Below are 24,105 nucleotides of genomic sequence, written 5' to 3'. Positions count from 1 at the left end.
CTCTCCCAGCCTCCCCCATTCTCTTCAAAGCTTTTCCTTTTAGAGAAACTTGAAATCAGAACTTAGTAGAAATACCAAAGTTCAATTTCTGCACACTATCACCTACCTGCTTACTTATTGGCCAAGCATAATCAAAACGCAGCGGACCAAATGGTGAATCCCACATCAAACTAACACCTGCAGATGAACGCCATGCACTTTTGACATTTGTAACAGGCGCTTCACCCTGAAAAGCAGGTTTATAATTATTGCCATACAGAGTTACAACATCCGCAAACAAAGCACCACGGAACCCTAACCCCTCAGGCACAACAGGTATAGGAAATTGTACTTCAGCAGTTGCATTCATATACGTCGTTCCCCCTAAGAAATAAACCTCACCTTTATTGGAAACCTGACGCGGACCTATTCCATTGTATTTGAAACCTCGGATCATATCAGAGTTTGCTTTAAACATATCGAAGATACGAACACCCTCTCGGCCTATTCCGTGGATATAACCACCACCAAAAGAAAGTAAACCGACAAGATCCATCCGATCAGAAAGCGTCTTATACATCATCGCTTTACCAGTTGTCTTCAAGAACTTCGCATTTCCACCAAGTCCTGCATATTCCTGAAGAATACGCACATACCATCCATCATGCGGATTTCTCATATCGTCAATAGTATTATAAGTCAGACCATAACTAATTGATGAACGCTTCCAAGGGCTATGCTGTGCCGCCTGAACAATTGCACCAGAATATTTTCCATATAATTCTTTTATATCACTCTCTTTGCCTAAATCATATTCTTTACCAAAATCATATTCTTCCTGCACATAAGAATAAGCTAAATTAGCAGATAACTGATCATTAATAGGCAACCCAAACCTAAGTGATCCACCTGTCTGCCGTACATCATATGCTTTATCGGCACGGTAAGTACTGCGAAAAACATCAACACCAGCGGATAAACGGTAACCCAAGAAATAAGGATCAACAAATGATAAATTGTAATTACGAGACTTTTCTTGCCCAGCACCTAAGCTTAAACGAACATACTGACCCCGTCCACCAAGATTACGCTCGGTAACAGATACCTCAAGTGACATACCAGGGCTTGTACCACCGGTTGTATACCCTCCAGAAAAAGAAAGATCTCCTGTTGGGGATTCAACTACATCTATAACCAAGACGATCTGATCAGACTGATCCGTCGGAATCATTGAAATATTAACGGCTTTAAAAAAACCTAAATTTTCTAGACGACGTTTTGCCCGCTGCACTAAGGTCTGATTGTAAGCATCTCCTTCATTTAAATCAATCTCACGGCGAATGACATAATCACGTGTCTTTTCATTGCCACGTATTTCAATACGTTGAACATAAGCCCGCGGACCTTGCTCAATGTTATACAAAATTGAAATTGTATGATTTGCCAAATCACGATTCCCACGTGGCTCAACTTTAGCAAAAACATATCCTGAATCAGCGGCTTTATTATTGATAATTGCAACAGACTGTTCAATGTTCTCTGCACTATAAATATCGCCTGAACGAGTTTTAAGCATCCCTTTTATAGATTGGAGATCAATACCATCGATATCACTTTCAACCTGAACATCACCAATTTTATAGCGTACGCCCTCATCAAGAACGAAATCAATTTTATATGCATTCTGCGCTTCATCAAAAACTGCTTTAGAGGAAATGACACGAAAATCCGCATAACCACGATTATAATAAAAACGACGGAGCGCTTCTTCATCAGCAGCCAAACGTTCTTCAGTATAAACATCACCCCTCAACAAAAACGAAAGTATTCCCGAAGGCTTTGTTGAAATCACATCACGCAAACGGCGACTTCCAAAAGCATTGTTCCCCTTAAAAGTGATATTGCTAATCTTTGTCTTCCGGCCTTCAACAACATTAAAGACCACATTTACACGCCCTTTTCCCAAGTTAATAGTTTGAACTTTAACCGCTACATTATTACGACCAACAGTTTTATAAGCTTCACGAATCACATTAACATCAGCCGAAAGCTTAGCAGAATTGAAAGGCTCATTCGGTTTTAGAGAAATAAACCGTTTAAGATCAGGATCTTTAAGAGATTTATTTCCTTGAAACAATACCTGATTGACGACCTCATATTCTTTGACAAACACAACCAGTTTATTACCGACCTGATTTATTTTAACATCATAAAATAAACCTAATCCATAAAGACGCTTCACAGCAGAATCGATATGTCCACTGGAAAAACTCTTTCCAATTTTAATGTCCATATTGTCTCTAATTGCCTGAGCACTTACAAATTTATTTCCGCGAACCTCAATAGAATGGACTACAGATGCTTGCGCTTCTTCAACCATCGCAATTGACATAAAGGCTGCTGTTGGAGCAAATAACCCCATACCTAAAACCAATACAGATGCTGCATTTAAAAACTTTGAATTCGTAGTCATTGGCTTTTTTACCTTACTTTATTCCCTGGACATAACGCCTCAAAAACTAACCGCCATAACAACTCTTTATATTCACAGCGAAATTTTTCATCCCTTAATTACTAATTATAGCGCACGATGCCACAATATTTTGTGGATATGGTAAACGACTTTTAATTTATATTTTTCTACTATTACCTAATTTATAAAATGTTTTCCATAATTTAATTAGCTAAACCAACAAAAATAATCGTTAAAGAGCGCAAAAATAATAAATAAGAGAACAATGAAGAAACCTAAACGAAAAATAATTTCCCGAATTTTAGCTGATATTGGCCTTCCAGCAATGATCTCAATAACATGAAATAACAAATGCCCACCATCAAGTGGTGGAATCGGAAAAAGGTTAATAAGTCCAACGCCTATAGAAAGAAAAGCTGTAAAATTCAATAAAGAGATAAAACCTGTTTCACTCATTTGCCAAGCAATCTTAACCGTCTTAGAGGGACCACTTAACCGACAATGATCTTCTTTCCCCCCTATTAAACGACTTATAAAAAAAATTGTTTGGGTAACAATAAACGTAGCACGTTCTGATGCTTCTCTTACAGCTTCACCAAAACTATAGCGAATATGTTTTACATAAGCTGGATCTAAACGCGTAGGATTATCTGGATCAACAGGAACCCCTACACCTATGACACCACTGCGAACCCGATTACCAAAACCATCATCTCGCTCAATTACCTTTGGTATAACCACCGTCGTAAACACCCGCCCCACGCGTTCTATTTTAAATTCTATAGGATCTCCACCATGAGAAGTCACATGATTCATCAAATCTTCAAAACTCTCAACCCGACGACCATCCATTTCAATAAAACGATCACCCAATGCCAAACCAGACTGAACAGCAGGAGAGTCTTCTACTAAAGAACCAACAACAGGTTCAATAGCTACACGTCCATAAATAAAGAAAAAAAACGTTAAAATAACAATGGTAAAAAGGGCATTGAATAAAGGACCAGCAAAAACAGTTGCTGCCTTTTTCCAAGCATGTGCATTGGCAAATGAACCATCAACAATCGGAAATGATTGGGGTGGCGATATACCCGCTTCTTCATCACCAATAAATTTTACATATCCTCCCAAAGGAATAAGCGCCAAACGCCACTGTGTGCCATGCTTATCTGTGTAACCCACTATTTGTGGTCCAAACCCAAGTGAAAAAACCGATGCCTTAATACCGCACCACCGCCCAATGAGATAATGCCCAGCTTCATGTACAAAAATGATAACTATAACGACGAAAAGAACACTTAAACTTCTTAAAAGCAAGTCGCCCATAGCGATTATATGATTCAAAAAATCCAAGACATCTTCTCCCGATTAAACCATACGAAAAAGATTAAAAGGTGTATTCATATCAGACATAAATGAACCAATTAAATAAAGCAGAAAAGCAGCTCCTATCAACCCATCCATACGATCCATAAATCCACCATGTCCAGGCAATAAAGAACTAGAATCTTTAACTGAAAATTGTCTTTTTAGCCATGATTGTCCCAAATCACTCAATTGCGAAACAATCGATAAACTAAGTGCAAGTAATGGCACAAAAAAACCTGTTAAATTGACATCAAAAAACTGAAAAGCAACCAATATACCGCCAGAAACTCCGACAAATGTACCACCAATCGCCCCTGCCCACGTTTTATTAGGAGAAAATTGTGGTGCTAATTTAGGACCACCAAACGCACGTCCACTAAAATATCCAGCAATATCTGTTCCCCACACTATTGTAAATAAGAAGATAACAACGCAGAATCCTAGCGTCTCATAACCTCGCAAAAAGCACAAAGACACAACCGGAAAAGATGCGTATAAAAAACCCAAAAAAATCCAACCACTCTTTTTTATAGGCCCGATAATAGCTAACAGTGCTGCCAAAGCTATCAAAATACAAAAAATTAATGAAGCAGACACATTCGCTACTAGCAAAGAGCCAAAAACTAAATAAAAAACACCCACTAATATTTTTTGAGAAACATGCCATTTTTCTTTAGTGATACTAGTCCATTCATAAAGAATAAAACCGCCAATCACCCATGCAAACAAAAAAAATAAAGTTCCTCCCAGCCATGTTAAACTTAAAGCAATAATACCAAAAACAAAAGCCGTCAGAGTACGAGAAATAAGATTAGACAAAACAACATCCAAACAATAAATAAATTACAAACTCAAGAGGTCATGCGAGCAAAAGACTTTGCGCGGTAGCATTTTTACATTCACATTTTTGCAAACTTTACCGATAATTTATCATAAATGATTGGATATACCAAGATGGCGTTCATAGGAACAATAATCAGAAAACTTATCACGATCAAACCCAAAACACATTTCCCAATATTCAATTAATCGTAAGAATGAGAAAATGTCGTTCCTGCCTACACGAATTATAAAATTTAGATCTGGTATTCACTGCGTATGAAAACATTTTTCTACCAAACTATCAGTCATCTGCTCAAAAGCTAAAAAGACATCGGAAACGCGTTGTGTAAAACACCGATCATCTGCTCTATCCCATTGTATTCTTTAAATAGAGAATAACAGCAAAATTAAAGCACTTCTTTTGTCATATTCCTCTCTAACATTTGCCATAGAATATTTGAAAGATCTTCAATCATAAAAACATTTTTATCATGCAACTTAATAAAGCTACATTGAACAAAAACCTTTTATTATTCTGTTACATAATTTTCTCCAGCAGATAGCCCTCCCCTAAAGCGCAAATAAAAATTCAAAAAACATTTGCCACTTCAAATCAATCTTGCTTATACAGTCAATCCAAGAATACATCTATCCTCATACTCATGCCCTGCTACCAACAGAACACATCATCTCCGCTTTTTACCCATAAGAACGATGTTATAAGACACAGATATAATATTTCTGGCAAAAAAATTACCTTAAACGTGCATAATTTCAGATTCTTTTACTGCCAAAATCTTATCAATATCAGCAATGGTTTCATCTGTGAGTTTTTGAACTTTCTCAGATAAACCATGAGCCTCATCTTGACCAATTTCACCTTCTTTTTCTAATTTCTTCAAATTGTCCATTCCATCCCGACGAACATGGCGCGTAGCAATACGAGCTTGCTCCGCATAATGATGCGCAATTTTTACGAGTTCTTTACGGCGCTCTTCATTCAATTCAGGTAAAGGAATACGCAAATTCATACCATCCGTTATGGGATTTAAACCAAGACCAGAATCGCGAATAGCACGCTCCACAGCCCCTACCATCGTTTTATCCCATACAGAAACTGAAAGCATCCGCGGTTCAGGAACAGAAATATTTGCAACCTGATTTATATGTACAACAGAACCATAAGCCTCAACGGTTAATGGCTCTAATAAACTGGCTGATGCTCGCCCAGTTCGCAAGCCACCTAATTCGTGTTTAAAAGCCGAAATAGAACCATCCATGCGACGCTTCAAATCATCCATAATAGATGCAACATTCATATTTCTGTCTCCTTTAATTACGCCTTTAAGATTATCTTCATTCAGATACTATTGTAAATCGTCCTGTCCCATTCAATACCTTCGCTAAACCACCCTTCTCATGAATAGAATACACAATGATTGGTACATTGTTTTCGCGCGCTAAAGTAACCGCCGTTGTATCCATAACCGACAACCCCCGCTGCAGAATCTCGACATGTGTTAATTGGTCAAAACGCTGAGCTGTAGGGTCTATCTTTGGATCTGCAGAATAAATACCATCTACTTGTGTTCCTTTCAGGAGAACATCTGCACCAATTTCTGCTGCACGTAAAGTAGCGGCAGAATCAGTGGTAAAGAATGGATTACCAGTACCTCCTGCAAAAATAACGACTTTTCCTTGATTCATATAAGCTACCGCTTTACGTTGTGAGAAACTCTCACAAATTTGTGGCATAGCAATCGCAGATAATACAACTGTTTCAACCCCTATTTTTGTCAATGATGTTCGCAATGCTAAAGAATTAATAGCAGTTGCAAGCATTCCCATATGATCACCTGTTACACGATCTCCACCGCGCGAAGCAACAGCAACTCCACGAAAAATATTGCCTCCACCTATAACAATAGCAACTTCCACACCCATTGCCCGCACTTCAGCAATATCAGCAGCGACACGGTCGGCAACAGAAACATCAATCCCAAAGCTCTGCCCTCCCATAAGGGCTTCACCAGAAACCTTTAAAAGAATACGTTTATACTGAAACGCTAACGCCATTGATAACCTCCCCAAAAGCACATTTACTGTTTGCTTTGGACACCACTAAGGGCACCACTTTACCACGTGACGCCCTCTCAATAATCATAATTTTTACTATCAGTGATTTTATAACAAATAATATATTTTCAAATCTCTGATAAACAGTTTTCAAGAGCTAACCTTTTGCAGCAGCCGCAACCTCTGCTGCAAAATCAGACTCTTCTTTTTCTATACCTTCGCCCAGTGCAAAACGAATAAAACCTGTAATTTTTGCCGGTGCACCAATCGATTTTTCAGCATCCTTTAAAGCTGCTTCAACAGTCACATCAGGATTCATAACAAAAGCTTGAGAAAGCAAAGCTACCTCTTCGAAAAACTTACGCATACGCCCTTCTACCATTTTTTCAATGATATTTTCAGGCTTTCCAGATTGACGTGCTTGATCTGAAAAAATCGCTTTTTCACGCTCAATAGCACTAACATCAACATCTTCTGCTGTTAGCGCCAATGGATTGGTCGCAGCAATATGCATCGCAACCTGCCTACCGAAAGCAGCAGCAGCCTCTTTATTGCCTGCCGTTTCAACAGCAACCAAAACGCCAAGTTTACCCAGCCCTTCAGCCACACTATTGTGTATATAAGTGGCAACGACACCATCTTTAACAGAAAGTTTAGCAGAACGACGAAATGTCATATTTTCGCCAATTGTACCAATCGCATCTTTAATTATCGTCTCAACAGTCTTCTCAGAACCAGGATAAAGAGATGCAGAAACAGATTCAACATTGCCCTGTGTATCCAAAGCAGCTGTCGCGACATTACGTACAATGTCTTGAAAGACATCATTGCGCGCAACAAAATCTGTTTCAGAATTAACTTCAACCAAAACCGCACTCGAATCTTTTGATACAACTCCGATGAGTCCCTCAGCAGCTGTACGACCAGCCTTTTTATCTGCTTTGGCTATTCCTTTTTTACGAAGCCAATCAACAGCAGCCTCCATGTCACCATTGGTCTCTGCCAAAGCCGCTTTGCAGTCCATCATACCAGCGCCCGACAATTCTCGAAGTTCTTTTACTTGTGCAGCAGTAATGCTCATATTTGCCTCTTCGTTCTGTAATGGCGAAAATGTGCAAGAAGGAAAATCCTATGCACATTTACAACCTCTCCTTTAGAAAATAAGTGCCCTAATAGGCGTTTTTAAATTGCTATTCAGAAACTGGAACCGCATCTTCCAAAACAGGCTCCACAGGCGCATCAATTTGAGCTCCTAGATCAACACCCATTGCGCCTTGCTGACGAGCAATACCATCAAGAGCTGCACGAGCAAAAAGATCACAATAAAGAGAAATTGCCCGCGAAGCATCATCATTACCGGGAATCGGATGATCGATGTTATCAGGATCACAGTTGGTATCAATGATAGCAATAACAGGAATACCTAAACGCTTTGCTTCTTGGATAGCAATATTTTCCTTATTTGTATCAACGATAAATATAAGATCTGGAACTGATCCCATATCCTTAATTCCCCCAAGCGCACGATTAAGCTTTTCACGGTCACGTTCAAGATTCAAACGCTCCTTTTTGGTAAAACCTTGTGCTTCAGCAGCAAGAATTTTGTCAAGCTTACGTAAACGATGTATCGAATGGGAAATCGTCTTCCAATTTGTCAACATGCCACCAAGCCAACGCGCATTAACATAATACTGTGCAGAACGATTCGCCGCATCAGCAACAATCTCAGATGCCTGCCGCTTAGTACCAACAAAGAGAATGCGACCACCACGCGCAACGGTATCTGAAACAAGCTTTAGTGCTTGGTGTAAAAGTGGAACAGTCTGAGCAAGATCAATAATATGAATATTATTACGCTGACCGTAAATATAGGGGGCCATCTTTGGATTCCAACGATGAGTCTGATGACCAAAGTGCACACCCGCTTCTAAAAGCTGGTGCATAGTAAAATCTGGTAGTGCCATAATTTATCCTTTCCGGTTCAACCTCCGCAGAAAAAGTAGGCAAGCCTACTACCGGCGGACGCCTGCTAAGCTTTCCTTGCAAACACCCAAACTCTGCGTGTGGAGTAGCGTAACCATACTAATATTTAATTCTTTTTCAAGTTATTTTATACAATCATCTAATGTTTGCATTGATCAAGATTTTTTCCAACGTCGAGAAATTCAAGACTGTTCAATTTTGCACGCACCGAAAAAGTCCCATAATCTATATGAAGATCGCGCATGACACCATTTTCATGTAAGAGAAAGCTGGTACGATAAACAGGTAAGCCATTTTTATTTTCTACATCATCAAAATAAGAAATTGTAACTGGCCAATATTCCCATTCATCTAACTTTTGTATTTTTTCCGTTTGATCATCAGATATATGCGTCTTCTTTTCCCCAATAATGACACTTTCTTTTATGACTTTGTCTGCTTTCTCTGTTCCATCAAAGACGGTAGTGTGATAAAAGTGGCGACCTGCCTTTGCATGCCGAATGATACTCTTCAGTTGCATAATTGGAAACTCAGCCATTGCAAGCTTGTATTCCTTCTCTTTTGGCTCTTTCAGTTTAACTATAATCCCATCTTGAACACGCTCTGCTATCCCTTCAGCACGATGCGCAACCTCTTGTCCAACCTGATCTGTAACGCTAAAATGAAATGTGCGACTATCACCTGTTTCATAACTTGTAGTCTGTTGATCCGTTAAGCGCACCGGCATATTTTCAACATGCATACGGCTGATAAAACGAAAGCGTGTGGTATAGCCATGACATACTGAACCCGTGAGTTCGTAAACCATTCGCCCAGTCATACCTGAAATTGTCATTTCATGAGAAACATTATCGAGCTGGAAATCATAAATTGCTCGATGTGGCGCAACAAAAACGGATTCTTCAGCTCTCGCAGTACATAAAAGAGTACTATATAAAATGATTATAAATAATGATCTGAACATTCCCAACTTCCAATTCTTTTCTCGCTGCATACCATCATACAACAAGGCGAAAAAGGCTAACTTTTCAATTAACCACACATTTCCTTAAATCGAAAAATAGTTTATGCAATAGATGCATTATAAAAACAGCTATGGAGTTTAATTATGACCAACACGATTGAAAGCCGTCTAAAAAAATTTGGAATTACTCTTCCTGAAGCAGTGCAACCCATTGCCAATTATGTAACAGCTTCACAAAGCGGCAACCAACTCTTTATCTCCGGACAACTCCCTCTTTTCAATGGACAACCAATAGCTATTGGTAAAGTGGGGACAACCGTTAGCGCAGAACAAGCAAAAAAATCAGCTGAAACCTGCGCACTCAATATTCTCGCACAAATCAAAACAACTCTTGGTGATTTAAATAAAATAAAGCGCGTAGTAAAAATCAGCGTTTTTGTTGCTGCCGACCCTCATTTTACCGATATTCCTCTTGTCGCTAATGGAGCTTCTGATTTACTTGTCAATATCCTCGGTGAAGCTGGAAAACATGCTCGTTCTGCTATTGGTGTTGCCTCTCTTCCTATGAACGTCCCGGTAGAAATTGAAGCTATCATAGAAATCTAAACTCCCAGTCACTCATAGCATCACCTCCATAAAACGAATAAAAGGAAATCTTTGTATGAAACAAACTTATGACAATAACAATATTTTTGCTAAATTGATTCGTAATGAAATCCCTTCCGTCCGTGTCTATGAAGATGATGATGTCATTGCATTCATGGATATCATGCCACAAGCACCAGGCCACACGCTAGTCATTCCCCGAAAAGGCTCTAGAAACTTGCTAGACGCGGATACTGAAACATTGTTTCCAGTTATCAAAGCTGTCCAAAAAATCGCCAAAGCTGTCAAAAAAGCCTTTCAAGCAGATGGTATAACAGTTATGCAATTTAATGAAGCAGCTAGCCAACAAACCGTTTATCATCTGCATTTTCATATTATACCACGTATGGAAGGAGTAGCACTTAGCTCTCATAACAATGTCATAACACCTACAGAAATACTTGAAGAGAACGCAAAAAAAATCCGTGCTGCTCTTTAAAACACTTTTAAGTTGCTGAGCTTTTTTTCCCCACATGTTTTTTTGTAAAATATGTTGTTTTTCTGTTCTTTGCACCAACAGACATATCAGAAGATAAAATTTTTAACTGTAACTTCTCTTTTCCTTCATTTGATTTGTGTGTCAATACGCGAACCATGCCACCGTTACGTAACTTTCCAAATAAAATTTCGTCAGCTAACGGCTTTTTAATATGTTCTTGGATGACACGACTCAAAGGACGCGCCCCCATTTGAGAATCGTATCCTTTATTGGCAAGCCACCCCATCGCAGAAGAACTTAATTCAAAACAAATCTCCCGCTCAGCCAATTGTGCTTCAAGCTGAAAAATAAACTTTTGCACAATCTGACTGATGATTAACTGAGATAAAGGTGCAAACGGAATGATCGCATCCAGCCTATTACGAAATTCCGGTGTAAAGAGCCGATTGATGGCAGCTATATCATCACCATCGCGACGCACTTTGCCAAATCCGATAGCCGACTTTGCCATATCTGAAGCACCAGCGTTGGTTGTCATAATTAAAATGATATTGCGGAAATCAATTTTTTTGCCATTATGGTCTGTTAACTTACCATAATCCATTACCTGCAATAAAATATTAAATAATTCTGGATGCGCTTTTTCAATCTCATCCAGCAACAAGACTGCATGAGGCTTTTGGTCAACTGCATCTGTAAGAAGACCTCCTTGATCAAATCCTATGTAACCTGGAGGTGCCCCGATTAAGCGCGCTACAGTATGCCGTTCCATATATTCTGACATATCAAAACGTAACAGTTCAATTCCTAAAGAAGACGCAAGCTGTTTGGCAACCTCAGTTTTTCCTACACCTGTTGGTCCTGAAAATAAATAACTTCCTATTGGTTTGTCTAATTCGCGCAATCCTGCGCGCGCCAGTTTAATTGACGACACTAATGCGGAAATTGCCTGATCTTGTCCATAAACAACATGTTTGAGTTCTCTTTCAAGCTTGTTAAGAATTTTCTGATCATTTCCAGAAACTGTTTTTGGTGGAATCCTTGCCATAGTAGCAACAGTCGCTTCAATTTCTTTAACACCTATACTTTTTTTTCTTTGTTTTTTGGGCAAAAGTTTTTGCGCTGCACCACTTTCATCAACAACATCAATCGCTTTATCAGGTAAACGACGATCAATCATATAGCGTGCAGATAATTCTACGGATGCCTTCATCGCCTCATCAGTATATTTGATTTGATGAAATTTTTCAAAATAAGGCTTTAAACCTTGTAAAATCTTAATTGCATCAGCAACAGAAGGCTCGTTAACATCAATCTTTTGAAAACGGCGTTCTAAAGCTCGATCTTGTTCAAAAATTTTGCGATATTCTCTGTAAGTCGTCGAACCAATACATCGAATAATTCCAGAAGATAATGCAGGTTTTAAAAGGTTTGCTGCATCCATATTCCCCCCCAATGTAGCTCCTGCTCCAATCAATGTATGAATTTCATCAATAAATAAAATACCATCTGGAAATGCCTCAAATTCTTTAATAATTTGCTTTAATCGCTCTTCAAAATCACCGCGGTAACGCGTACCGGCAACAAGTGCTCCCATATCAAGGGAAAATATTATTGCATTTGATAAAACTTCAGGCACTTGCCCATCAACAATACGTTTCGCTAACCCTTCAATTATAGCGGTTTTTCCAACTCCAGGATCCCCCACCAAGAGCGGGTTGTTTTTTGATCTTCGACATAAAACCTGAATCATTCGTGAAATTTCTACGTCACGGCCAATCAATAAATCAATTTTACCATTGCGTGCTTTGCAATTGAGATCAATACAATAAGCAGTCAGTGCACTCGTCACCTTCTCACCACTGTCCGAAATCTGTTGATCCAATTGCTCTTCAAGATCCTCAAGTAACATAGATAATCCATCATCACGCGTAATACCGTGTGAGATGAAACGCACAGCATCATAGCGCGTCATTCCCATCTCTTGGAGGAAATATGCTGCATAGCTTTCATGTTCAGAAAAAATTGCAACGAGAACGTTCGCTCCCGACACCTCGTTTTTTCCAGTGGACTGAGCATGAATCACTGCACGTTGAATAACACGCTGGAAAAATGTTGTCGGTTTTGTATCCTCATCAGCTCTAATCTGCACATCCAATTCTGACTGAATATAATTGGTTAAGCGCTCTCGTAATTCTTCCATATCCACCTGACAAGCTCGAATAACTGAACTTGCATCCGCATCATCTAGCAAAGCAAGAAGAAGATGCTCTAATGTCGCATATTCATGTCGCGCTTGAGTCGCAATTGTTAATGCGCGGTGCAAAACCTCTTCAAGACTAGGTGTAAAAGACGGCATAACCCCTCACTTCCATTCCATTACGCATTGTAAAGGATGTTCATTTTGACGTGCGCACTCCCTAACTTGTACGATTTTCATTTCAGCTACTTCATAACTATAAATTCCGCATTCTCCTACCCCATTCCAATGAACATTTAACATAATACGCGTTGCTTCTTCGAAACTTTTTTTAAAAAAGTTCTTCAAAACAAAAACAACGAAATCCATAGGTGTGTAATCATCATTAAGTAAAAGGACACGATACAATTTAGGCTTTTGAAGTTTTGGTCTAATTGTCGGTATTATAACGGCATCATGCGTGCTTTTATCCCAATTCTTGCCCTTTTCATTGTGCATAGTATGCAGTATAGAACTCGTTATTAGTTTCTGTACCATCATCATTTTCCGTGCTGGTTACTTTTTATTAATCTTAAGTTCTTTCATAACTATTGCAATACCTGTTTGTGTAAAGAAAAGGAAAACTTTTTTTGAGGGAGAGATTAGGTTAAATATGAAGACTCTAAAAATATTTCTGTAAACAAATTAGTAATATCATTCGTCTAAATTGCATCGAAAAGCTTTAGTAAAAAGGAGCTTTATAGAAGTTTTTCAGAGTATGGAGAAATAGGATACTGCAAGTGTATATTAATTGCCAAAAAATTGTGCGTTGCTATAAAAAGTTAGCAATTGCTTTTGTTGTTTTAGCTCTTTCTTACTCTTGGGCATCAGCTACTCCTCAAGAAGCTTACCCTGATAAATATGCCGCTATCGTTATAGATGCAAATACAGGAAAAACCTTATTTCAAGCCAATGCAACGCTAAAACGTTATCCTGCTTCTTTGACGAAAATGATGACACTGTACATGCTGTTTGAATCTATGCATATGCGTCGTGTAACACCAAATACACCAATTCCTGTCTCACGTTATGCAGCAGCACGCCCACCAACAAAACTCGGATTTAAAGAAGGCCAAACAATTTCTGCACAAACAGCTGCTAAAGCACTCATTACAAGATCAGCAAATGATGTTGCTACTGCCATTGCTGAATATCTTGGCGGCAATGAAAAAAAATTCGCTCGAATGATGACAGCTAAAGCCAAAAAACTTGGTATGATAAACACCCACTTCGCAAATGCTTCGGGACTCCCCGATGTGCGCAATTATTCCACAGCACGGGATATGGCCACTTTGTCATTAGCTCTACGCAAACATTTTCCACAACAGTATAAGCTGTTCAAAATAAAAAGTTTTGTTTTCCGTGGACATACAGTTAATAGCCATAATAAACTCGTTCAAACAATAAAAGGTGTCGATGGAATTAAGACTGGTTACACACAAATGTCAGGTTCTAATTTGGCAACATCAATGCATATTGATGGACGTTCTATCGTTGCTGTCGTGATGGGAGGTAAATCATCTACCGCACGTGATACCCATATGGCTAGCTTATTGAATCAATATTTACCGAAAGCAAGCCGCATGAAAAGTAATGGACGTTTAATGGCTTCTGCACACTATAACTTACCCACTGGCATCAATATCCCTATACCACTCATTAAAGCTGATCCAAACGATCTCGATAACGAAATTTCTACTATGTTAACAGCATTTGCAGAACAACCTAGAAATTCCAACACAGCAATAGCCGCTGTAAACCAAGTAATTATACCAATCCCTAACCCTCAAAAAACTGTACCCGTTGAGACAAATAAAATTGTTACGGCTTCTTTGTCTACAAACGCCGGATGGGCCATCCAAATTGGTTCTCTACCCAGTAAAGAACAAGCAAAGGCTCTGCTTTTAAAAGCAAAAAACATAGCCTATCCCACTTTAAAGCAGGCATCTTCACATATGCAACTGTTTGAAAAAAGTGGACGTCGCTATTATCGTGCGCGGTTTATAGGCTTTCAATCAAAAAAAGCTGCATTCAATGCTTGTTCGACGTTAAAGAAAGCAAATTTTAACTGCTATACTGTAGCTTACTAAAAATTTTTGAATTCTGCGTTAAGGATAGTATCATGACAGATAATGCTCTTGCTTCCTCTTCTGAAAAAGAAAAATTATTGAAGCAATCATCTCTGCTCTCATTGCGCTTTCTTCACGATGCTGCAACAAAACTTGCTGGCTTAAAATCTACTCCCACTACGCTAGATACGCAGTCTCTTGTTAATCTTCTTATTTGCCAAACAACGCGAAATCGTCGTCTCGCAATGCCTCATGTCCGCATTCATTTACGCGTTGCAAGCCAAACCGGTAGTGTCCCTATTAAAATCCATCTAGGTGCTACAAATGTCTAGTTTTATAAGTAATTTCACAAAAAATGATTTTATTAATGAGCGTTGTCTCACATTGCCTATAATCTTTAAAAATCCTTTCACAGTCGCACTTCTTCCTTAAATTTATAAGAATTGCGTCACCAACTTCTGTTCAACTATCTGTATAAACATCTTCAGCTTTTCAATAAAACTATCCCTTTTAAAATGCATTAAACCCGCCAAATGTTAGCCTATTTTGGGGTTTAATATCGAAGCTTGTCCTTGGTACTCTTTGTATAAGAAATAAAGTAAGGCTCGACATTGGATGCGCAATTTTCTCATTGTAAATGTTGTGAAAAAAAAATCTTCTTCAATAACTCGCGAGGCTGTCCAAGCAACACAGACGTTGTTCAAAATTGCCTAAGTCCTCTTCTGAACTTGTGTTTTTCAACACGAGAAAGCAATTTAAAAATATGACTCTTATCAATGAAAAAGCCGTAAAGAATTTATCAGATTAAATATCATTGGCATGCTTTAACAGGATATTGCATTGACTGCCAAGCCAGCTTTACTCGTTTCTTTATAGCGTTCACTCATATCATGTCCAGTCTGGCGCATTGTTTCTATACAAGCATCAAGAGAAACAAAATGTCTCCCATCACCATGCAACGCTAGGGAAGAAGCTGTCACCGCCTTAACGGCACCCATTGCGTTGCGTTCAATACAAGGAACCTGTACAAGACCTGCAACCGGATCACATGTCATTCCCAAATGATGCTCAAGTGCAATTTCTGCTGCGTTTTCAATTTGAGCTGGAGTTCCCCCCAATGCCGCCGTCAACCCTGCGGCTGCCATTGAAGATGCCGTCCCAACTTCACCTTGACAACCAACTTCTGCACCAGAAATAGAAGCATTATGTTTGATGACACCACCAATAGCTGCTGCCGTCAACAAAAAATTATGTATCCCCTCTCGATCTGAACCATCATTAAATTGAAGATAATAACGCAAAACTGCAGGTACTACACCAGCAGCACCATTTGTCGGTGCCGTAACAACACGACCACCCGCCGCGTTTTCCTCATTCACAGCTATAGCGTAAACAGAAAGCCAATCATTTGCCCAAAGTGGGTGATTACGATTTTTCTTTCGAACTTCCGAAAGCTTATCATGCAGTTTTTTAGCACGCCTTTGAACATGCAACCCACCCGGTAACTCACCTTCTTGTGAAAGTCCTCTCTCAATGCACTTTATCATAGCTGAAAAAATTTTATCAAGCCCACTATTAAGAGCACAACGCTCCATCTTTGTCTCTTCATTTATACGCTTCATTTCAGCAATTGAAAGTCCTGATTTTTCTGACATTGCCAACATCTTACTTGCAGAATCAAAGGGATATGGCACTGTAGATGTTTCTGGTTGTCTATTATTATTCCTACGACTTAATTCATCCTCAGTCACAACAAAGCCACCACCGATAGAATAATAAATTTGCCGTAAAAGAACATTGCCATCAGCATCCAGCCCTTCAAATGCAAGCCCATTAGCATGACCAGATAAGGTTATCTTTCGTTCAAAAATAAGATCACTTTGCAAATCAAACTGATAAGCAGGATGACCTTTCGGTTGCACTTTCTTTTCACGTTCAACCTTTTCTAACAGCAACTCTATATGGTCAGGATCAATAGTAGAAGCTTCTTCTCCCGCAAGCCCCAATATAATAGCTCTATCTGTAGCATGACCAATTCCCGTGAAAGCTAATGAACCATAAAGATAGACACGTATATGAGAAACTTTAGCATGAGATGGCCCCCTAAAATTTCGTGCAACAATCTCTTGCAAAAACATATTAGCAGCAGTCATCGGCCCCATTGTATGTGAGCTAGAAGGACCAATACCAATTTTAAAAAGTTCAAAAACAGATAAAAACACCGATCACCTCAAAATTCACCTCAAAATCAAATATGAACTTTGAGTGCACGCCTTTTTACCATTTCTGTGCTATTTAAAATCACATTGCGAGATAAGCTAAAAAAATAACAAAAATAAACACGAATGTCGCTCGTCTCGCTACTACCCAGCATTTTCTTTCTATAGCGCTTTCCATAGCTAACCTTCAAAAAAACTAACAATGATCCCCGAGCAATCATTCTCTTAATGTCTTAAACGTAGTAAAATAACTGTTAACATGCAATATTAAAATTTAACAAAAATGAAAGGTTCCCACCGAAATTTGTGATAATATCTCAAGTTCTTAAAACTTTACGCTTAATTACATAAAAATATTCTATGGATATGTTTCAATAAAACGTACAAAACTCTCGATTGGTTCGCGTTCAGTCTCAAAATTGTTTTCTGGGGCGTTCACATCACGATAACCAAGTGCCATACCACAGATAATATGCCGATCAGAAGGGACTGACAAAAGCGTACGAATTTGTTTGTGATAATCGGCAAAAGCAGCCTGACAACATGTATCTAATCCAAATCCACGCGCTGCTAACATAAGGGTCTGCATAAACATACCTAAATCAAGCCAACTCCCCATTTCCATGTCATGATCTATTGTGAACAAGAATCCCACAGGTGCGCCAAAAAATGTAAAGTTCCGTGCCTTCTGGTGAAGCATTTTTTCCTGCTCACCTTTTTGAATTCCAAGACTTTTATAAAGATCCAAACCAACTTTACGACGCCTCGAAAGATAAGGCTCACGCCATTGACGTGGATAATAATCAAATTCACGTTCTCCCTTTACACCTGAGAGTACGAGTTGTGAGAGTTGCTCTCCCACTCGCTGCAAAATTTTTCCAGTTAAAACAATCACTTGCCACGGTTGGAGATTTGTTCCAGATGGAGCACGTGCTGCAAATTTTAAAATTTCTTTGATTGTTTCCTGTGTAACCGGCTGATTAGTAAAAGCTCGAATTGACTTTCGTGACAGAATAGATTGGAAAATATCAATAGGAGAATCCGTCATTATTTTTACTTTCTCTTTGTAGAAAAATAAAACTGGATATTGTTGTCTTCTCATAAAGACAACATGTCACTAAAAAACTTAGCAACACTTTTTATTCGCTCTACTCTTCTCGAATGATTTATAAACTCTATGCATTATCAATATTTGTTACTTAAAAACTATCACAGCAGATCTTTTAATGACAAGGCAATCATCGAAAATGAATGAATGAATGAAACAAATTTTAAAATCAACGATTAACTCCTAATTCAGCTAAACTCTCAAAAAAAGTCTCCTCGATACGTTCTAAATCATGCAGCAGATCATTAATATCGTGCTGCATCTGCTGTAAATCAGCCCGTTTTTTATTAATCCTTGCAATTAATTCCTTAAGCTTTTTCTCATCATCTGGCGGTTTGCCCGCCATAGCTAACATATCAGATATCTCAGACAAAGAAAATTTAACTCTTTTAGCACGCAGTATTTGTTTTAATTTATGACGATCCGTTTGCGTATAAAGCCGTATGCCCCCACGCCGGACAGGCACAAGAAGCCCTTCTTCTTCATAATAACGCAAAGTCCGAGCAGTTATTGAAAACTCCCGTGTCAATTCACCAATTGAATAATATCCGTACATTCCTATCATTCTGTTTTCATAGATCACACTATTAGCAAATAGCATAGCTGTCTTTTATAAATTTTAGTTAGCATTTTATCCTCTTTATCCTCTGCTTTCTTGCATGTTTAATAAGGAATAAAAATTTCCCAGTCATGCAGACATCTACGTCAGAAAATTGATTATTTTTCGGATTATAGAAAAGATTTTTAATTATTCGTTATGATGCCTTTTCAGGCTTTTCTTTATAAAAAATATAATCAAAAAAATTCTAATGATCTTCAAAAGCTGTCGTCACCTCATTTTAAGATAATTTATCCTTTCCCCTTCACGTATGCCAGTCCATCATATTATCCTGATAAACTTTTCAACTTTGAATGTATTGAAAATAAACTCTAATGAGAAACTTTATAAATTAAATAAATTAAGCAATAAAAAGATTGCTATCATTAGATCAACATCTTTACACTTATGAAAGTGACAAACCAGCACCGTCATTTGTATTCGTCATCTCCCAATTTTGCTGGAATGCTATTACATTGAGATGCTTGATAAAAGGCATATTTACGCCTTTCTTAAACGTTTTTTTATCCATATACTAATCCCCACTTGTGACGTACAAGCAAATGGTTTTGATTGTTTTATCATAAATAGGTTTAATAAGATAAGAGAATCATACGATATTCGGGAGCTAATTCAAATTAAAATAATGAATTATGCTTATAAATTAATATCTTATCGAAAAATACAGCATAAGTATAATCAACTTCAAAGGTATTCGAAATGGCAATCGCCTTACAGTTATATTTATCAAAAAAGATACTATTTCTGCCTTTAAAAATCAAAAAATGCCCAAACTCTACATTCAGGCATTTTTATATCACTGCTGACATGCATTCAAATTACTCAGAAATTGCTCCGGCTGTCATATTTGTTAACATAGCTTTAGCCTCTTCGTTATTACTAGACTTACGCCGTTCATCAACAATCAAATCATCACGAACTGCAGCAATGCGGCGGATTTGAGCAATCGTACCACCTGTACCTGCAGGAATAAGACGACCGACAATAACATTCTCCTTAAGACCTTGCAAAGTATCAATCTTTCCAGAAACAGCCGCCTCAGTAAGTACTCGAGTTGTTTCCTGAAATGATGCTGCCGAAATAAAGGATGGTGTTTGAAGAGAAGCCTTTGTAATCCCAAGAAGGATAGGATTACCAGATGCAGGTCTTTTCCCTTCTGCAATCAAATTATCATTGATTTCATCCAATTCAATACGGTCAACATGATCACCCGGAATATAACCAGAATCTCCAGATTCAGTAATTTCAACTTTTTGCAACATCTGACGAACAATCACTTCAATGTGCTTGTCATTAATTAAAACACCCTGCAAACGATAAACTTCTTGGATTTCATTAACAAGATAAGACGCCAAAGCTTCAACCCCTTTAATCGCCAAGATATCGTGAGGAGCAGGATTACCATCGAGGATATAATCTCCTTTTTCAATTTGATCGCCTTCTTGGAAGTGAAACAACTTGCCCTTTGGAATCAAATATTCTACTGGCTCGAGAGTTTCATCATTTGGTTCAATGATAATACGGCGCTTATTCTTATAACCACGACCAAACCGGATCGTACCACTAACCTCGGCAATGATAGCGTGATCCTTTGGACGTCGCGCTTCAAACAGCTCAGCCACACGCGGGAGACCACCCGTAATATCTTTTGTCTTAGCACTTTCCATTGGCAAGCGAGCAATAACATCACCTGCTTTAACATGGGCTCCAGGCTCAACAGAAAGAATGGTTTCCACTGACATCATGTAACGGGCTTCACCACCCTTATACAATTTAGCAATACTTTCACCTTTTTTATCTGAATGGATGATAATAGCCGGTTTTAGATCAGCACCACGTGGATTTGCACGCCAATCAATCACCAAACGCTTCGTAATGCCCGTAGATTCATCAGCCGTCTCAGTAACTGATAAACCATCAATCATGTCTTCAAAGCCTACATAACCTTCAACTTCAGTTAGAATTGGACGTGTGTAGGGATCCCATTCCGCTATACGTTGGCCACATCTAACTACGTCACCATCATCAACAAAAATACGCGCACCATAGCTAATACGATGCACAATACGCTCTTTTCCAGCCCCATCTTTGATAATGACAGCCATATTACGTCCCATAACTACCAAATGGCCTTCAGAATTGCGAACCACATTGCGATTACGAATTTCCACCGTACCTTCATAAGATGCTTCTAAATGAGATGAATCAACAACCTGTGCTGTTCCGCCTAAGTGGAAAGTACGCATAGTAAGCTGAGTTCCCGGTTCACCAATTGATTGAGCGGCAATAACGCCAACTGCCTCACCCTGATTAACCGGTGTCCCACGCGCCAAATCACGTCCATAGCATTTTGCACAAACACCAAGGCGTGTTTCACATGTCAAAGCAGAGCGGATTTGAACAGACTGAATTCCGGCTTCTTCAATCTCAGCAACATCAGCCTCCTCAATCATTGCACCACCTTCAAGGATAACCTCTCCAGAAACTGGATGCAAAATATCAACAAGCGCTGTACGACCAAGAATTCTTTGCCCCAAAGATGCAACAATTTGTCCTGCATCAACAATTGGCTGCATGGTAAGACCCTTTGCCGTCCCACAATCAACTGCTGAAATAATAGCATCCTGTGCAACATCAACAAGACGCCTTGTTAGATAACCAGAGTTGGCAGTTTTTAACGCCGTATCAGCAAGTCCTTTACGTGCACCATGAGTCGAGTTGAAGTACTCGTTAACAGTTAGACCTTCTTTAAAATTTGAAATGATTGGTGTTTCAATAATTTCCCCAGATGGTTTTGCCATTAACCCACGCATACCAGCCAACTGCTTCATCTGGTTAGCAGAACCACGCGCACCAGAATGCGACATCATATAGATTGAGTTCATTGGCCGCTGCCGACCTGTTTTAGGATCAAATTCGACAGCCTGAATACGTTTCATCATTTCATCCGCAATGCGATCCGTACATTTACCCCAAGCGTCTACAACCTTGTTATACTTTTCACCTTGCGTAATCAGACCATCATTATATTGCTGTTCATATTCTTTAGCCAAAGCTTCCGTTTCTGCAACCAAACGTGACTTGCTATCAGGAATAACCATATCGTCCTTACCAAATGAAATTCCCGCTCGACAAGCATGAGAAAAGCCGAGCTGCATAATACGGTCACAGAAAATAACCGTCTCTTTTTGCCCACAGTGTCGATAGACTTGATCAATCATTTTCGAAATATTCTTTTTCGTCATTTCTTGATTAACAATATCAAATGAGATATTTGGGGTTTTCGGCAAAAGCTCCCCAATAATCAAACGACCAGGCGTAGTATCATAAAGTTTAGCAATTTCTTTCCCGTCATTACCTATACTTTTAACACGGCCTTTGATCTTCGTGTGAAGAGTTACAACCTTATTTTCCAATGCGTGATAGAGCTCACCTATGTCGGAAAAAGCCATTCCCTCACCCGGTTCTTTTTCAGAAACAATCGAAAGATAGTAAAGACCAAGAACCATGTCCTGTGACGGAACAATAATTGGTGCACCATTGGCTGGATGAAGAATATTATTGGTCGACATCATCAAAACACGCGCTTCAAGCTGCGCTTCAAGAGAAAGCGGAACATGAACCGCCATCTGATCACCATCAAAATCCGCATTAAAAGCAGTACATACCAATGGATGAAGCTGTATAGCTTTTCCCTCAATCAAAACAGGTTCAAAAGCTTGAATCCCCAAACGGTGCAATGTCGGTGCACGGTTCAGCAAAACAGGATGTTCACGAATAACTTCATCCAAGATATCCCAAACCTCTGGATGTTCTTTTTCAACAAGCTTCTTTGCCTGTTTTACGGTTGACGAATACCCCTTTGCATCAAGCCGTGCATAAATAAATGGCTTAAATAGTTCAAGAGCCATTTTTTTGGGGAGACCACATTGGTGTAACTTTAATTCAGGGCCTGTCACAATAACAGAACGCCCCGAGTAATCAACACGTTTTCCAAGTAAATTTTGACGGAAACGTCCTTGCTTACCTTTTAGCATATCTGAAAGAGATTTTAGCGGACGCTTATTGGCTCCAGTAATTACACGCCCACGCCGACCATTATCAAACAACGCATCAACAGCTTCCTGCACCATACGCTTTTCATTGCGCACAATAATTCCAGGAGCACGCAATTCAATCAGTCGCTTCAATCGGTTATTACGATTGATAACCCGCCGATAAAGATCGTTCAAATCTGACGTCGCAAAACGGCCACCATCAAGTGGAACCAATGGACGTAAATCTGGTGGAATAACCGGAATCGTTTTCATAATCATCCACTCTGGTTTATTGCCAGATTCAAGGAAATTTTCAACAATCTTAAGTCGTTTAATTAATTTCTTCTGCTTTAACTCCGAAGTCGTCTCAGACAATTCAACACGTAAATCATTCGCGATTTTTTCTAACTCCATGCTGGCTAGAAGTTCATAAATAGCTTCAGCACCAATCATGGCAGTAAACTGATCTTCACCGAACTCATCAATAGCAAGCATATATTCTTCTTCAGAAAGAAGCTGATGGAGTTTAAGGGATGTCAATCCTGGTTCTGTTACAATATAATTTTCAAAATAAAGAACCCGCTCAATATCTTTCAAAGTCAAATCTAAAAGTGTAGAAATACGACCTGGTAACGATTTAAGGAACCAAATATGAGCTACAGGCGCCGCAAGCTCAATGTGTCCCATACGCTCACGACGTACACGCGAAAGAGTAACCTCTACACCACATTTCTCACAGATAATGCCCTTATATTTCATGCGTTTATATTTACCGCATAAACATTCATAGTCTTTTATCGGACCAAATATACGCGCACAGAAAAGACCATCACGCTCTGGCTTAAAAGTCCTATAATTAATAGTCTCAGGCTTCTTGATCTCACCGTATGACCAGGACAAAATCTTCTCAGGGCTCGCAATTGAAATACGAATAGAGTCAAATGTCTGCGCTGGCGCATGAGGATTGAAAAGATTCATGACCTCGTGGTTCATGCTGTTCTCCTTCAAAGATTCTTAGAACCTGTTGTAATATCTCATTAATTCTACTACAGACCTTATTTAAAA

At 39.0% G+C, this 24,105-nt stretch carries 18 protein-coding genes; 4 read left to right on the top strand and 14 right to left on the bottom strand.

The window, feature by feature from the left end:
* Nucleotides 1–55 precede the first annotated feature (55 nt).
* The 8 genes from bamA to MCQ_RS02030 form a co-directional block, all read right to left on the bottom strand.
* Complete coding sequence (bamA, locus tag MCQ_RS02065; RefSeq protein WP_006923235.1) at nucleotides 56–2,452, bottom strand: outer membrane protein assembly factor BamA; 2,397 nt, start codon at nucleotides 2,450–2,452, stop codon at nucleotides 56–58.
* A 207-nt stretch (nucleotides 2,453–2,659) separates the two neighbouring features.
* Nucleotides 2,660–3,805: an RIP metalloprotease RseP gene (gene rseP, locus MCQ_RS02060; RefSeq protein WP_006923234.1), complete on the bottom strand. Its 1,146-nt coding sequence runs from the start codon at nucleotides 3,803–3,805 to the stop codon at nucleotides 2,660–2,662.
* A gap of 15 nt (nucleotides 3,806–3,820) precedes the next feature.
* A complete protein-coding gene (locus tag MCQ_RS02055) occupies nucleotides 3,821–4,639 on the bottom strand; it encodes a phosphatidate cytidylyltransferase (protein WP_006923232.1) in 819 nt (272 codons plus the stop codon).
* 761 nt (nucleotides 4,640–5,400) lie between these two features.
* A complete protein-coding gene (frr, locus tag MCQ_RS02050; protein WP_006923230.1) occupies nucleotides 5,401–5,961 on the bottom strand; it encodes a ribosome recycling factor in 561 nt (186 codons plus the stop codon).
* Between the two features lie 37 nt (nucleotides 5,962–5,998).
* Entirely contained in the window at nucleotides 5,999–6,718 is a 720-nt protein-coding gene (gene pyrH, locus MCQ_RS02045) for a UMP kinase (protein WP_006923229.1), read from the bottom strand.
* A 157-nt stretch (nucleotides 6,719–6,875) separates the two neighbouring features.
* The gene (tsf, locus tag MCQ_RS02040; protein WP_006923227.1) at nucleotides 6,876–7,799 is read right to left on the bottom strand and encodes a translation elongation factor Ts; all 924 of its coding nucleotides are present in this window, start codon (nucleotides 7,797–7,799) and stop codon (nucleotides 6,876–6,878) included.
* 109 nt (nucleotides 7,800–7,908) lie between these two features.
* Nucleotides 7,909–8,682 (bottom strand): 30S ribosomal protein S2, encoded by a 774-nt coding sequence (rpsB, locus tag MCQ_RS02035; protein ID WP_006923225.1) that lies wholly within the window; start codon nucleotides 8,680–8,682, stop codon nucleotides 7,909–7,911.
* 158 nt (nucleotides 8,683–8,840) lie between these two features.
* The gene (locus MCQ_RS02030; protein WP_006923223.1) at nucleotides 8,841–9,665 is read right to left on the bottom strand and encodes an EipB family protein; all 825 of its coding nucleotides are present in this window, start codon (nucleotides 9,663–9,665) and stop codon (nucleotides 8,841–8,843) included.
* Nucleotides 9,666–9,809: 144 nt separating this feature from the next.
* Between MCQ_RS02030 and MCQ_RS02025 the strand changes: the two genes are divergently transcribed.
* Complete coding sequence (locus MCQ_RS02025) at nucleotides 9,810–10,271, top strand: RidA family protein (RefSeq protein ID WP_006923222.1); 462 nt, start codon at nucleotides 9,810–9,812, stop codon at nucleotides 10,269–10,271.
* A 55-nt stretch (nucleotides 10,272–10,326) separates the two neighbouring features.
* A complete protein-coding gene (locus MCQ_RS02020) occupies nucleotides 10,327–10,749 on the top strand; it encodes an HIT family protein (protein ID WP_006923221.1) in 423 nt (140 codons plus the stop codon).
* A 7-nt stretch (nucleotides 10,750–10,756) separates the two neighbouring features.
* Here MCQ_RS02020 and clpA read toward each other — a convergent pair whose 3' ends face one another.
* On the bottom strand, nucleotides 10,757–13,108 hold the full coding sequence (gene clpA, locus MCQ_RS02015; protein ID WP_006923220.1) for an ATP-dependent Clp protease ATP-binding subunit ClpA: 2,352 nt from the start codon (nucleotides 13,106–13,108) through the stop codon (nucleotides 10,757–10,759).
* Between the two features lie 6 nt (nucleotides 13,109–13,114).
* Entirely contained in the window at nucleotides 13,115–13,486 is a 372-nt protein-coding gene (gene clpS, locus MCQ_RS02010) for an ATP-dependent Clp protease adapter ClpS (RefSeq protein WP_181461092.1), read from the bottom strand.
* A gap of 242 nt (nucleotides 13,487–13,728) precedes the next feature.
* On the opposite strand from clpS, the gene MCQ_RS02005 reads away from it, so the two are divergent.
* Nucleotides 13,729–15,078, top strand: a complete 1,350-nt coding sequence (locus MCQ_RS02005) for a D-alanyl-D-alanine carboxypeptidase (RefSeq protein ID WP_006923218.1) — start codon at nucleotides 13,729–13,731, stop codon at nucleotides 15,076–15,078.
* Nucleotides 15,079–15,110: 32 nt separating this feature from the next.
* Nucleotides 15,111–15,389, top strand: coding sequence for a hypothetical protein (locus MCQ_RS02000; protein ID WP_006923217.1), 279 nt, complete (start codon nucleotides 15,111–15,113; stop codon nucleotides 15,387–15,389).
* Nucleotides 15,390–15,881: 492 nt separating this feature from the next.
* On the opposite strand, the gene MCQ_RS01995 is transcribed toward MCQ_RS02000, so the two are convergent.
* The 4 genes from MCQ_RS01995 to rpoC all read right to left on the bottom strand — a co-directional run bounded on the left by MCQ_RS01995 (nucleotide 15,882) and on the right by rpoC (nucleotide 24,033).
* Nucleotides 15,882–17,279, bottom strand: a complete 1,398-nt coding sequence (locus MCQ_RS01995; protein WP_006923216.1) for an L-serine ammonia-lyase — start codon at nucleotides 17,277–17,279, stop codon at nucleotides 15,882–15,884.
* Between the two features lie 355 nt (nucleotides 17,280–17,634).
* The gene (locus MCQ_RS01985) at nucleotides 17,635–18,324 is read right to left on the bottom strand and encodes a nitroreductase (protein WP_006923215.1); all 690 of its coding nucleotides are present in this window, start codon (nucleotides 18,322–18,324) and stop codon (nucleotides 17,635–17,637) included.
* A gap of 229 nt (nucleotides 18,325–18,553) precedes the next feature.
* Nucleotides 18,554–18,940: a MerR family transcriptional regulator gene (locus MCQ_RS01980; protein WP_035007716.1), complete on the bottom strand. Its 387-nt coding sequence runs from the start codon at nucleotides 18,938–18,940 to the stop codon at nucleotides 18,554–18,556.
* Nucleotides 18,941–19,821: 881 nt separating this feature from the next.
* Nucleotides 19,822–24,033, bottom strand: a complete 4,212-nt coding sequence (rpoC, locus tag MCQ_RS01975) for a DNA-directed RNA polymerase subunit beta' (protein WP_006923212.1) — start codon at nucleotides 24,031–24,033, stop codon at nucleotides 19,822–19,824.
* Nucleotides 24,034–24,105 lie beyond the last annotated feature (72 nt).

The organism is Candidatus Bartonella washoeensis Sb944nv (assembly GCF_000278135.1).
Classification (GTDB): domain Bacteria; phylum Pseudomonadota; class Alphaproteobacteria; order Rhizobiales; family Rhizobiaceae; genus Bartonella; species Bartonella washoeensis.
The sequence above is the reverse complement of the archived record's forward strand: the minus strand, read 5'-3'. Positions and strand labels throughout refer to the sequence as shown.

Excerpts from the sequence above, each read along its gene's own strand:
- MCQ_RS02000 (WP_006923217.1), top strand. The coding sequence starts at position 15,111 with ATGACAGATAATGCTCTTGCTTCCTCTTCTGAAAAAGAAAAATTATTG.
- pyrH (WP_006923229.1), bottom strand. The coding sequence starts at position 6,718 with ATGGCGTTAGCGTTTCAGTATAAACGTATTCTTTTAAAGGTTTCTGGT.
- frr (WP_006923230.1), bottom strand. The coding sequence starts at position 5,961 with ATGAATGTTGCATCTATTATGGATGATTTGAAGCGTCGCATGGATGGT.
- MCQ_RS01985 (WP_006923215.1), bottom strand. The coding sequence starts at position 18,324 with ATGACGGATTCTCCTATTGATATTTTCCAATCTATTCTGTCACGAAAG.
- clpS (WP_181461092.1), bottom strand. The coding sequence starts at position 13,486 with ATGGTACAGAAACTAATAACGAGTTCTATACTGCATACTATGCACAAT.
- bamA (WP_006923235.1), bottom strand. The coding sequence starts at position 2,452 with ATGACTACGAATTCAAAGTTTTTAAATGCAGCATCTGTATTGGTTTTA.
- MCQ_RS02025 (WP_006923222.1), top strand. The coding sequence starts at position 9,810 with ATGACCAACACGATTGAAAGCCGTCTAAAAAAATTTGGAATTACTCTT.
- rpoC (WP_006923212.1), bottom strand. The coding sequence starts at position 24,033 with ATGAACCACGAGGTCATGAATCTTTTCAATCCTCATGCGCCAGCGCAG.
- clpA (WP_006923220.1), bottom strand. The coding sequence starts at position 13,108 with ATGCCGTCTTTTACACCTAGTCTTGAAGAGGTTTTGCACCGCGCATTA.
- MCQ_RS01980 (WP_035007716.1), bottom strand. The coding sequence starts at position 18,940 with ATGTACGGATATTATTCAATTGGTGAATTGACACGGGAGTTTTCAATA.
- MCQ_RS02020 (WP_006923221.1), top strand. The coding sequence starts at position 10,327 with ATGAAACAAACTTATGACAATAACAATATTTTTGCTAAATTGATTCGT.
- tsf (WP_006923227.1), bottom strand. The coding sequence starts at position 7,799 with ATGAGCATTACTGCTGCACAAGTAAAAGAACTTCGAGAATTGTCGGGC.
- rpsB (WP_006923225.1), bottom strand. The coding sequence starts at position 8,682 with ATGGCACTACCAGATTTTACTATGCACCAGCTTTTAGAAGCGGGTGTG.
- MCQ_RS02030 (WP_006923223.1), bottom strand. The coding sequence starts at position 9,665 with ATGTTCAGATCATTATTTATAATCATTTTATATAGTACTCTTTTATGT.